Annotated in this window: 12 protein-coding genes; 7 read left to right on the plus strand and 5 right to left on the minus strand. The window is 28.9% G+C overall.

Annotated features, from left to right (window positions below):
* Window positions 1–20 precede the first annotated feature (20 nt).
* From jag to rpmH, 5 genes are all read right to left on the minus strand, one after another.
* Complete coding sequence (jag, locus tag QOZ93_RS02340) at window positions 21–650, minus strand: RNA-binding cell elongation regulator Jag/EloR (RefSeq protein WP_111944441.1); 630 nt, start codon at window positions 648–650, stop codon at window positions 21–23.
* 54 nt (window positions 651–704) lie between these two features.
* Complete coding sequence (gene yidC / locus QOZ93_RS02345; RefSeq protein WP_111944311.1) at window positions 705–1,364, minus strand: membrane protein insertase YidC; 660 nt, start codon at window positions 1,362–1,364, stop codon at window positions 705–707.
* 21 nt (window positions 1,365–1,385) lie between these two features.
* The gene (gene yidD, locus QOZ93_RS02350; protein ID WP_111944312.1) at window positions 1,386–1,595 is read right to left on the minus strand and encodes a membrane protein insertion efficiency factor YidD; all 210 of its coding nucleotides are present in this window, start codon (window positions 1,593–1,595) and stop codon (window positions 1,386–1,388) included.
* Between the two features lie 3 nt (window positions 1,596–1,598).
* Window positions 1,599–1,928, minus strand: coding sequence for a ribonuclease P protein component (rnpA, locus tag QOZ93_RS02355; RefSeq protein WP_111944442.1), 330 nt, complete (start codon window positions 1,926–1,928; stop codon window positions 1,599–1,601).
* A gap of 67 nt (window positions 1,929–1,995) precedes the next feature.
* A complete protein-coding gene (rpmH, locus tag QOZ93_RS02360) occupies window positions 1,996–2,130 on the minus strand; it encodes a 50S ribosomal protein L34 (RefSeq protein ID WP_111944313.1) in 135 nt (44 codons plus the stop codon).
* 859 nt (window positions 2,131–2,989) lie between these two features.
* On the opposite strand from rpmH, the gene dnaA reads away from it, so the two are divergent.
* The 7 genes from dnaA to gyrA all read left to right on the plus strand — a co-directional run bounded on the left by dnaA (window position 2,990) and on the right by gyrA (window position 11,937).
* Window positions 2,990–4,342, plus strand: a complete 1,353-nt coding sequence (dnaA, locus tag QOZ93_RS02365) for a chromosomal replication initiator protein DnaA (RefSeq protein WP_111940041.1) — start codon at window positions 2,990–2,992, stop codon at window positions 4,340–4,342.
* 262 nt (window positions 4,343–4,604) lie between these two features.
* Window positions 4,605–5,708 (plus strand): DNA polymerase III subunit beta, encoded by a 1,104-nt coding sequence (gene dnaN, locus QOZ93_RS02370; RefSeq protein ID WP_111940043.1) that lies wholly within the window; start codon window positions 4,605–4,607, stop codon window positions 5,706–5,708.
* A gap of 31 nt (window positions 5,709–5,739) precedes the next feature.
* The gene (gene yaaA, locus QOZ93_RS02375; RefSeq protein WP_307354954.1) at window positions 5,740–5,946 is read left to right on the plus strand and encodes a S4 domain-containing protein YaaA; all 207 of its coding nucleotides are present in this window, start codon (window positions 5,740–5,742) and stop codon (window positions 5,944–5,946) included.
* A 123-nt stretch (window positions 5,947–6,069) separates the two neighbouring features.
* Window positions 6,070–7,161 carry a DNA replication/repair protein RecF gene (gene recF / locus QOZ93_RS02380; protein WP_307354955.1) on the plus strand — a complete coding sequence of 364 codons (1,092 nt, stop codon included), beginning with the start codon at window positions 6,070–6,072 and terminating at the stop codon, window positions 7,159–7,161.
* Window positions 7,162–7,185: 24 nt separating this feature from the next.
* On the plus strand, window positions 7,186–7,449 hold the full coding sequence (gene remB, locus QOZ93_RS02385; RefSeq protein WP_111940049.1) for an extracellular matrix regulator RemB: 264 nt from the start codon (window positions 7,186–7,188) through the stop codon (window positions 7,447–7,449).
* Window positions 7,450–7,507: 58 nt separating this feature from the next.
* Window positions 7,508–9,415, plus strand: a complete 1,908-nt coding sequence (gene gyrB, locus QOZ93_RS02390; protein WP_307354956.1) for a DNA topoisomerase (ATP-hydrolyzing) subunit B — start codon at window positions 7,508–7,510, stop codon at window positions 9,413–9,415.
* Window positions 9,416–9,477: 62 nt separating this feature from the next.
* Window positions 9,478–11,937, plus strand: coding sequence for a DNA gyrase subunit A (gyrA, locus tag QOZ93_RS02395; protein ID WP_307354957.1), 2,460 nt, complete (start codon window positions 9,478–9,480; stop codon window positions 11,935–11,937).
* Window positions 11,938–12,379 lie beyond the last annotated feature (442 nt).

Genomic DNA, 12,379 nt, shown 5'->3' on the forward strand with positions numbered 1-12,379 from the left:
TTTGTCAACAGCCTTAACTTTTATGCTTTCTTTTTTAATTCAATAACAACTCTTCTAAAAGGTTCGTCACCTTCACTATAAGTTTTAACATAAGGATTATCTTGAAGTTCAGAGTGTATTATTCTTCTCTCATAAGGATTCATAGGCTCTAATTTAACTGTTTTCCCATAATTTTTAACTTTTTTAGCTAATTTATCGGCAAGCCTTATTAAAGTCTCTTCTCTTTTCTTTCTATACCCTTCAGTATCTAAAGTTATTCTCTTATATCCTTCTTCCATACCTTTGTTTACAGAAAGACTCACTAAATATTGTAGTGCATCTAGTGTCTCTCCTCTGTAACCTATTAGTATTCCCATGTCATTTCCATTAAGATTGATATATAGATTATCTTCTGTCTCTTTTATATCTATTGTGGCTTCAATATTCATAGACTTTAATACATTTTCTAAAAACTCTCTTGCCTCTTTTTGAAAATCCTTTTTAAGCGTAACCTTAATTTTAGCAAGTTTAGTTCCTAGTATGTTTAAAAAACCTTTACAACCTTTTTCTATTACTTCAATTTCTACTTTATCTTTTGTTGTATCTAATTGTATCAAAGCCTTTTCTATAGCTTCTTCTACATTTTTTCCAGTAATCTCTAAGGTTTTCACTATAAACACCTGCCTTCCTTATTAATACTACCTTTTGAAAGCAAACTTAAAATTTTAATTATCTTCTTTTTTAATCATCTTAATTATTAAGAGGTTCTGTAAAATCTGAATTATGTTACTAGTTACCCAGTAAACTCCTAATGCAGATTTTAGTGGAACTGTCATGACTGTAATCATAATAGTCATTGTTATATTCATAGTAGTTGTCTGTTTTTTTGCAGCCTCATCTACTGCTGGTGTAGGTGTAACTTTACTAGTTAAATAAGTAGTAGCACCTGCTAGTAAAGGCAGAATGTATAACTTATCTGGTTGAGCTAAATCCTTTAGCCATAGGAACCCGGCACCTTGAATACCTGTTAAACTATTAAAAACACCATAAAGCGCATACAAGATAGGAAGTTGGATTAGAAGAGGTAAACACCCTGACATAGGATTTACACCTTTTTCCTTATATAACTTCATAACTTCTTCATTTGCTTTTTGTGGATTGTTTTTGTATTTATTTTGAATTTTTTTCATTTCTGGTGCAATTTCTGAACTCTTAATCATAGATTTAGTAGACTTATAGTTTAATGGTAATAGTATAAGTTTTATTAAAATTGTTATAGCTATTATAGTTAAACCATAAGATAATCCTACATCATGAACACCAGCAGAAACAAACTTATGTATAAACTCAAAAAATTTAGCTATCTGTTCTACTAAAAAACTCACCGAAAAAGTCCCTCCTAGAATTTATTTCACGGGGTCATACCCGCCTTTATTAAAAGGATTACATCTTAAAATTCTCTTTATTGCCATAAATCCACCTTTTAAAGCTCCATATTTTTCAATAGCTTCAATAGCATATTGAGAACATGTAGGGTAAAATCTGCAACAAGCTGGTTTTAAAGGTGATATATATTTTCTATACAATTTAATAAGAAAAATAAGAATTCTTTTCATATATTATTTCAATCCTGCCTTGTTAAATAAATCTATCAAAGCTCTTTCTATGTCATCATATTTTTGTCCTTTGGAAGAAATTCTAGCAATTACTACAAAATCATGACCCGTCTTTAAGTTACTTGAATTAAGTCTATAACTTTCTCTGATTAATCTTTTAACCCTACTTCTAATTACACTTTTTCCCACCTTTTTACTTACTGATATGCCAAGGCGATTAAAGTTAGTACCATTTCTTTTTACATATAGAACTAAAAGTTTATTAGAAAAAGACTTTCCTCTTTTATATACAATTCTAAACTCAGAATTTTTTCTGATTTTGTATTTTTTTATTTCGTTCATGCTTCTAACTCCCTACAAATTTTTCTGCATCTGCAGAAAAAGGCCACAAAAGCGGCCCTTATGCTGTTAATCTTTTTCTACCTTTTCTTCTTCTTCTCTTAAGAACGTTTCTTCCTGATGCAGAATTCATTCTCTTTCTGAAACCATGCTCTTTTTTTCTTTGTCTCTTTTTTGGTTGGAATGTCATTTTCATGCGATCCACCCCCTTCTACTTTTTTAGAATTTTATCGGGAGATTAACTGAAATTAATCTGTGTTTCCCTTTTACCTTAAATAACAATATAGTTTCTACATAAAAAATAATAAGTTTACTGTCTAAATATATGTAATCTATTGCCATAGAAACTAACGTTTTAAACAATCTAACTGATTTTAGGGTATTACTATTAAATTATATATTTAGCTTTTAATAATGTCAAGATAACTATTACAGGAATATATTTGTTAATAAATTTATTTAAATATATCAACTTTTTGTGGATAACTTCTTGAATCCCCTTGCTCATTTTGATATATTTAATATGAGTTGTTGATAAATTAATAAAATTTAAAGTTATACACAGGTTGTGGACAAATATGTGCATAACTTGTTATACTATATATACTTTTCTAAATACGCTGTATATTTTCACCTATTTTTAATAAGTTTATTCAAAAATACGGTGTTGATAATTTTTTTTTATATTTGTTGATAATTTATTATATCATTAATTTATAAACATTTTTACTAACATGTGAATATTTTAATATGATGTTGTCAACAAATTTAAATAACATAGCTTTTTTTGTTTATTTTATGTTAATACAATGTTTATTACATAAGTTTATCAAAAAAATTTCTTTTTATTTATTAATAAATTGTTTTATTCTGCAAAGTTATTTTCAATATAATTAATGCAGTGTAATGAAAATTAATAACTAAACTTATATACTATACAGCACTTACAATTCAGTTATCTCTATAATCTAATAGTAATCTGAGTTAAGAGAGCCACTTTAATATAACTTAAATATAACTTTTCAGAACGAATTATTTGTACTGGAGGATACAAAATGGAGATCCAACTTAATCAAATTTGGGAAAAAACTATAAATATCATTAAAGGTGAATTAACAGAAGTAAGCTTTAACACATGGATAAAAAGTATTACTCCTTTAAGTTTGCACCAAAATTCTATAAAATTGCGTGTTCCTAATAATTTTACAAAAGAAATATTAGAAACTAGATATAAGGATTTAATAAGTAATGCCATTAAAATGATTACATCAAAACAATACGAGATACAATTTCTTATTAGCACATCAGATGTTATGGAAAATGACCCTTTAAAAACAAAAGAAAATACTGAAAGAAAAAATATAAATTTAAATGATGAAATGTCTTCTACATTAAATCCTAAATATACTTTTAACTCTTTTGTTATAGGAAATAGTAATAGATTTGCTCATGCAGCTTCATTAGCCGTAGCGGAGGCCCCTGCCAAAGCATACAATCCCCTATTTATATATGGAGGTGTAGGTCTTGGTAAAACTCACCTAATGCATGCTATAGGTCATTATATTCTTCAAAATAATCCTAAAAGCAAAGTCGTTTACGTAACCTCCGAAAAATTTACCAATGAACTAATAAATTCAATTAAAGATGATAAAAATGAAGAATTTAGGAATAAATACAGAAATGTTGATGTTTTGCTTATAGATGATATTCAATTCATAGCTGGTAAAGAAAGGACACAAGAAGAATTTTTCCATACATTTAATACTTTACATGAAGCAAATAAGCAAATTATTTTATCTAGTGATAGACCACCAAAGGAAATCCCAACATTAGAAGATAGACTAAGATCTCGTTTCGAATGGGGATTAATTACAGATATTCAGCCACCAGATTTTGAAACTAGAATAGCTATTTTAAAGAAAAAAGCTGATGTTGATAATTTAAATATAGACAATGAAGTCATGGTATACATAGCAAATAAAATAAAATCTAACATTAGAGAATTAGAAGGTGCCTTAATTAGAGTTGTAGCATATTCTTCTTTAACAAACAAACAAATTAATGTTAACTTAGCTGCAGAAGCGTTAAAGGACATTATTTCTAATAAGCATTCAAAACAGATCACTATAGAATTGATTCAAGATATAGTAGCAAATTATTATAATTTAAAAATAGAAGATCTAAAATCATCTAGAAGAACTAGAAACATTGCCTTTCCAAGACAAATCGCAATGTATTTGTGTAGAAAATTAACTGATATGAGCCTACCTAAAATAGGTGAAGAATTTGGAGGAAGAGATCATACAACTGTTATTCATGCCTATGACAAAATCTCTACAGGGGTAAAGAAAGATGAGAATCTTGAAAATGTAATTAATGATTTAAGCAAAAAAATTAAACAAGACTAAAATTAACATGTGTTTATAATATATATGTATTACTATGTGGATAAAAATTTTATAAAAAACTATTGTGGATTACTGTGGATAAAAGTAAAATAATATTACTAACTTATCCACATTAATTTTTGTTCGTTTTTCGTTTAGTACTAACCGTTCTATAGGGTTATCCACATATTCACACTCCCTATTACTATTACTACTAAAAAAATATATATATCTTATCTATCTATATGAAATTTTAACCTGTTGATAAGGAGGGTTTTTAAATATGAAATTTTCAGTAGAAAAAAGCAAATTACAAGAAGCTATATCAAATGCTCAAAAAGCTATTACAGGAAAAACAACAATGCCGGTTCTTCAAGGTATTTACATTAAGGCAATGGATAATGAACTAACAATAATAGGATCAGATATAGATCTTACTATTGAAACAAAGATAGAAGCTGATGTTATAGAACCAGGAACAATCGTTGTAGATGCTAGATTATTTGGAGAAATTATAAGAAAATTACCTAACGCACCAGTTTTAGTTGAATCTATGGAAAATAACACAATAACTATTCAGTGTTTAAAATCTATTGCAACTTTGATACATATGAATGCTGATGAATATCCCAATTTACCAAAAATAAATGAAAATATGATTTTTACAATACCTCAAGGTCTAATGAAAAATATGATAAAAGGCACTATTTTTGCTATTGCCCAAGATGAAACTAGACCAATTTTAACCGGAATTTTATTTGAGGTTAAAGATGGAAAACTTAATTTAGTAGCACTTGATGGGTATAGGGTTGCTCTAAGAAGAGAAAATATAGATAGTGCCAATAGTATAAATGCTGTAATTCCAGGAAAAACATTAAATGAGGTATCTAAAATTTTAGAAGAAAGTGATAATCCAACACATATTACCTTTACACCTAACCACATTTTATTTAACCTTGGAAATACTAGGGTTATATCTAGACTTTTAGAAGGAGAATTTATTAAGTATGAATCCATAATTCCTAAAGAGTATAACTTAAAGGTATTAGTAAAAAAATGTGATATCTTAAATAGTATTGAAAGAGCATCTCTTATGGGTAAAGAAGGTAAAACTAATCTTGTAAAATTAGATGTTGAAGATGAAAATATGATTATAACTTCTAATTCTCAATTGGGAAAAGCTAGGGAAGAAGTTCCAATTATTTTGCAAGGAGAATCTTTAAAAATTGCATTTAACTCGAAGTATTTAATCGATGTGTTTAAAATTATGGATGAGGAAGAAGTTGTTATGGAGTTTTCTAGTAGCATAAGTCCTTGTGTTATTAAAAATAAGGAAAATGATAATTGCTCTTATCTTTTATTACCAGTAAGACTTTTAGAAAACTAAATTTACATACAAAATAGAAAGAGGAATTTTTATGGAAGAAATAAAAATTAGTTCCGAATTTATAAAATTAGATGCCTTTATGAAATGGGCAAGTATTGTTTCTACAGGAGTAGAGGCAAAAATGTATATCTTAGATGGTGAAGTTATGGTAAATGGAGAAGTTGAAGATAGACGTGGAAAAAAACTTTATAAAGGTGATATTATAAGTTTTAATAACGAAGAATATAAAGTCATATAATAATTTTAGGAACTAACTAAATTAACGCCTGTAATTTGAAATTACAGGTATTAATTTATTATTTAAATTAGGTATAATAGTAGATAAATATAATTTATGATATAATAGAGTTTAGGTGTTTTTATGTATATTAAAGATATTCAGTTAGTCAATTTTAGAAATTATGAAAATCAATATATTAAGTTTTGTGATGGGGTAAATGTTTTTGTAGGAGACAACGCTAAGGGAAAAACAAATATCCTAGAAGCAATTTATTACTGTAGCCTTGGAAAGTCTCATAGAACTAATTCTGATAAAGATTTAATAAAATGGGGATGTGAAGAGGCTTATATTAATGTTTACGTACAAAAAAAACCTTTAGATAAAAAGATAGAACTTAAGATTTTCAAACAAGGAAAAAAAGGGGTAAATATTAATTCTATTAAAATTACAAAATTATCTGATCTTATGGGCGTTTTAAATACTGTAATTTTTTCACCTGAAGATTTAAAAATCGTAAAAGATTCTCCTTCTTACCGAAGGAAGTTTTTGGATATAGAACTTTGCAAACTAAGTAAAAGATACTTTTATCATCTTTCACAATATAAAAAAATATTAGGTGAAAGAAATGCAGCTATGAAAAAAATTAAGGATTTGAGTATTTTAGATATTTACGATGTTCAACTTAGTAATATAGGTGCAAAAATAATTAAAAGTAGATTAGATTATGTAGAAAAATTGAATGAGAAGGGTTCTACAGTTCATAAGGAGATAACTTGTGATAAGGAAAATATAAAATTCCAATATATAACTCCTATTAAAAATACAGAGGATATACAAAATGAACTTTATGCACTTTTGGTTAAGAATAGAAATAAGGACTTAGATCATAGAAATACTTCAATAGGTCCTCATAGAGATGATTTTTCTATAGAAATTAACGGGGTAGATACTAGGGTTTACGGTTCCCAAGGGCAACAACGGACTTCTGTACTTACCATAAAGTTTGCATCCTTGTATATTATAAAAGAACTTACAGGAGAATTTCCTGTACTTTTGTTAGATGATGTTTTGTCTGAACTTGATACAAATAGGCAAAGATATATATTGAGTTCACTTAATGAAGTACAGACTATTATAACTTGTACAGGGATAAATGAAATTGAAAAATATACAAATTTAGAGAGATGCCGTATTTTTAACGTATTAGAGGGTATGGTAACTGAAAAAGTTTAAATGGTGATTTTGAGGAGGAAACTTATGTTTTTGCATTTGGGTGAAAATGTAGTTGTTCCAATAAAGGATGTTATTGGTATATTCGACATGGAAACAACTATGTACAGTTCTGATACAATTCAATTTTTACGCTTAGCTGAAGAAGATGGTTTTGTAGAAAGAATTACAAAAGAAAAACCGAAATCTTTCGTGGTTGCGGAGGTTAATAAAAAGAGTAAAATATTTTTATCTCCTATATCCTCAACAACCCTATGTAAGAGAACTGAAAATTTTTATTATGACCTTTAGTATTATCGTATAAAGAAATAATTATTATAACATCTTTTAACTTAGTTAGGAGGAAACAATGAGTAATAATCAAATTTATGATGAAAGTCAAATACAAGTATTAGAAGGCTTGGAAGCTGTAAGAAAAAGACCAGGTATGTATATAGGAAGTACTAGTTTAAGAGGCTTACATCACTTAGTTTATGAAATCGTTGATAACAGTATTGATGAAGCATTAGCAGGGTATTGTAAAAACATAGAGGTAAAAGTACATAAGGATAATTCTGTTGAAATAACAGATGATGGAAGAGGTATTCCAGTAGGAATGCACCCTAAATTAAAAAAACCTACCCTAGAAGTAATTATGACAGTACTTCATGCAGGTGGTAAGTTTGGTGGAGAAGGATATAAAGTTTCTGGAGGTTTACATGGTGTTGGTGCATCAGTTGTTAATGCATTATCTAAATCATGTAAGGTTGAGGTTACTAGAGATGGTAATGTATATTCTCAGGAATATGAAAGAGGTAAAGTGGTAACCGATGTACAAATTATAGGTAAGGCTGAAGGGCATGGAACTAAAGTTTATTTTGATCCAGATCCACAAATTTTTGAGGAAATTGAGTTTGATTATGACATACTATCTCAAAGATTAAGGGAACTTGCATTTTTAAATAAAGGAATAAGAATAATACTTAACTTTGAAAAGAATGAAAAAGTAACAGAGTTTCATTACGAAGGTGGAATAAAATCTTTTGTTCAGTACTTAAATAGAAACAAACAAAATCTTCATCCTGAACCTGTATACGTTGAGGGGGAAAAGGATGGTTCTATGGTTGAATTAGCTCTGCAATATAATGATTCTTATTCAGAGAATATATATTCTTTTGCTAATAACATAGATACAGTGGAAGGTGGAACACACCTAGCAGGATTTAAAACTGCATTAACTCGTGTTTTAAATGATTATGCTAAAAAATTTGGTTTCTTAAAAGAAAGCGATAAAAATCTATCTGGAGATGATATAAGAGAAGGGTTAACTGCTGTAGTATCAGTAAAACTTACAGAACCTCAGTTTGAAGGACAAACAAAAACAAAACTTGGAAATAGTGAAATGCGTGGAATTGTAGATTCTATTTTCAGTGAAACTTTTGGATATTTCTTAGAGGAAAACCCACAAGTAGCAAAAATCATAGTTGATAAAGCATTAGGTGCTGCAAGAGCTAGAGAAGCAGCAAGGAAGGCAAGAGAACTTACTAGACGTAAATCAGTTCTTGAAAGTACATCATTACCAGGAAAGCTTGCAGATTGTTCATCTAAAAATCCTGAAGAGTGTGAAGTTTATCTAGTCGAAGGAGAATCAGCAGGAGGTTCTGCAAAACAAGGTAGAAATAGAGCATTTCAGGCTATACTGCCTCTAAAAGGTAAAATAATGAATGTAGAAAAACAAAGATTAGATAAGATGTTAAGTTCACAGGAAATAAGATCTTTAATAACAGCTATAGGAGCAGGAATTGGTAAAGATTTCGATTTATCAAAGATAAGATACAATAGAATAATTATTATGACCGATGCCGATGTTGATGGTGCTCATATCAGAACTCTTTTATTAACATTCTTCTACAGATATATGAATGAATTAGTAAAAGAAGGACATATATACATTGCTCAACCACCATTATACAAAGTTACAAAAAGCAGAAAGGACTATTATTCATATAATGATAATGAACTTGAAAACTTGCTTTTAGAAATAGGTGGTAAAGATAAAAATACTCAAATCCAAAGATATAAAGGTCTTGGAGAGATGGATGCTGAACAATTATGGGAAACTACAATGAACCCAGAAAATAGAATTTTACTTCAAGTTACTATAGAAGATGCTATGGCAGCGGATGAGATGTTTACTATATTGATGGGAGACAAAGTAGAACCTCGTAGAGAATTTATACAAGAGAATGCTAAATCAGTTAAGAATTTAGATATTTAGATAGAAAAATAATTTACGTATGTAATTAAGATATGGATTAAAGTTAAGAAGAGGTGTAATTAATGAATAATACCGGGAAAGTTTCACAGGTTGATATAAGACATGAGATGAAGAAGTCTTATATAGATTATGCTATGAGTGTAATTGCAAGCCGTGCTTTGCCAGACGTTAGAGATGGATTAAAGCCGGTTCATAGAAGAATACTTTATTCTATGCATGAACTTGGATTAACACCTGAAAAAGGATATAGAAAATGTGCTAGAATTGTCGGAGACGTTTTAGGTAAATATCATCCACATGGAGATAGTTCTGTTTATGAAGCTTTAGTTAGGATGGCTCAGGACTTTTCTATTAGATATACACTAGTAGATGGTCACGGAAACTTTGGTTCTGTTGATGGTGATTCTGCAGCTGCAATGAGATATACAGAAGCAAAGATGGATAAAATTACTGCACAAATGTTAAGAGATATAAATAAAAAGACAGTAGATTTTATGCCTAACTTTGATGGAGAAGAACAAGAACCAGTAGTATTACCTTCAAGATTTCCTAATCTTTTAGTAAATGGAGCATCTGGTATAGCAGTTGGTATGGCAACTAATATACCACCTCATAACTTAAATGAGGTTATAGAAGGTATAATAATGCTTATAGATGATCCTGAAGTTACAATTAGTGATTTAATGACTATAATTCAAGGACCTGATTTTCCTACATCAGGTACTATTTTAGGTAAATCAGGAATAAGAAGTGCATATGAAACAGGTAAAGGTAGAATTCTTGTAAGAGCTAAAACAGAAATAGAAGAGCATAAAAATAGACAAAGAATAATAGTTACAGAACTTCCTTATCAGGTTAATAAGGCGAAATTAATAGAGAGTATTGCTAACCTTGTTAAGGAAAAGAAAATAGATGGTATTTCAGATCTTAGAGATGAATCAGATAGAGATGGAATGAGAATAGTAATAGATCTTAAAAAGGATGCCAATGCAAATATAATTTTAAACAGGTTATATAAACATACTAAAATGCAAGATACATTTGGAGCAATTATGCTTGTATTAGTAGATGGTGAACCTAAGATTTTAAATTTAAAAGAGATCCTACAAAACTATGTTAAGTTCCAAGAAGAAGTAATAAGAAGAAGAACTCAATTTGAATTAGAAAAGGCTAAAGATAGAGCTCATATTTTAGAAGGATTAAAAATAGCATTAGATAATATTGATGCTGTAATATCTTTAATTAGATCATCTAAAACAGCAGCAGAGGCTAAAGATGGTTTAATGAATAAATTTAATCTATCAGAAAAACAAGCTCAAGCTATTTTAGATATGAAACTTCAAAGGCTTACAGGTCTTGAAAGAGAAAAAATTGAAAATGAGTATAATGAATTAATAAAATTAATAGCTCATTTAGAAGCAATTTTATCTGATGAACAATTAGTTCTAAATATCATTAAAGAAGAGTTATTAGAAATAAAACAAAAATTTGGTGATGAAAGAAGAACTAATATAGATCTTAATTCAATTGAAGCAGGCATTAATATAGAAGATCTAATTGATGATGAGGATATGGTAATTACATTAACTCATAATGGCTATATTAAGAGATTACCAGCAGATACTTATAGTTCTCAAAGAAGAGGTGGAAAAGGAATACAAGCGATGACCACAAAGGAAGATGACTTTGTAGAACATATATTTATAACATCAACACATAATAACTTGTTATTCTTTACTAATAAGGGAAGAGCATATGCTTTAAAGGTATATACAATACCTGAAGCTGGTAGAACTGCAAAGGGAATGAATGTAGTGAATATATTACCATTGGATCAAGATGAAAGAATTCAAGCAGTATTACCAGTAAGGGAATTTGAAGAAGATAAATTCTTAATAATGGGAACTAAAAATGGAATTATTAAGAAAACATCATTGTCTGCATATTCTTCTATAAGAAAAAATGGTGTTATAGCCATTAAGCTAAGAGAAGACGATGAACTTATAGGGGTAAGGATGACCAATGGAGAAAGTGAAATCTTATTTATAACTAAGAATGGTTATTCTATAAGATTTGATGAAAGTGATGTAAGAGCCATGGGTAGATCCGCAACAGGTGTTAAAGCAATGACTTTAAGAGATGGAGATATTGCAGTTGGCATGGAAGTTGCTAAAGAGGATGAAGAATTACTAGTAGTGAGCCAAAATGGTTTTGGAAAGAGAACCTCAGTTTCAGAATATCCAATGAGACACAGAGGTGGAAAAGGTGTTATAACTTATAAGGTATCGGAAAAAACAGGACCTTTAGTTGGAGCTAGAATAGTAAAAGATAGTGATGAGATAATGCTTATAAACGATAGTGGTGTTGCTATAAGATTAAATGTTTCAGGCATATCTTCATCTGGAAGAAACACAATGGGTGTTACATTAATGAGAACTAGTGATGGTGAAATAATTGTAGCAATAGCAAAAATTATTTGTGAAGATGACCAACAACATGAGATTAATGAAATAGAAGAATAAATGAATTTAAAGCTAGGGGAATAATTCCTCTAGCTTTGTTTTTTTATATATCTTTTTTAGCATTTATGTCTAAATAGGACTTTTTAAGTAAAAACTTTTCCGAGTGTGTCAATAAACAAAATATCTATAAAAAAGAAGAAAAAAGGAGGAATAATAACATAATCAGGCTAAATAAATAAATATATAAATATTGATGTATAATTATATGATATTATATATCTTGTCGCTGCGGCAACGCAGTAAAACAACAAATTAAATTAAAAAATTTAAAAAAGGTTGTTGACAAAGAAAAAGAAATTTGATATTATAAGTAAGTCGCTTGGTGAGAGCGGTTGAAAGTGAGAAATTGATCTTTGAAAATTAAACAGAGTATGATAAACAACTCGTATTCTTTTGAAATAAAAATTAAATGCTTAGCAAGTAATGCTTAAGTCAGAACAAA

Origin of the sequence: Hathewaya limosa (assembly GCF_030815255.1) — a bacterium.
Classification (GTDB): domain Bacteria; phylum Bacillota; class Clostridia; order Clostridiales; family Clostridiaceae; genus Hathewaya; species Hathewaya limosa.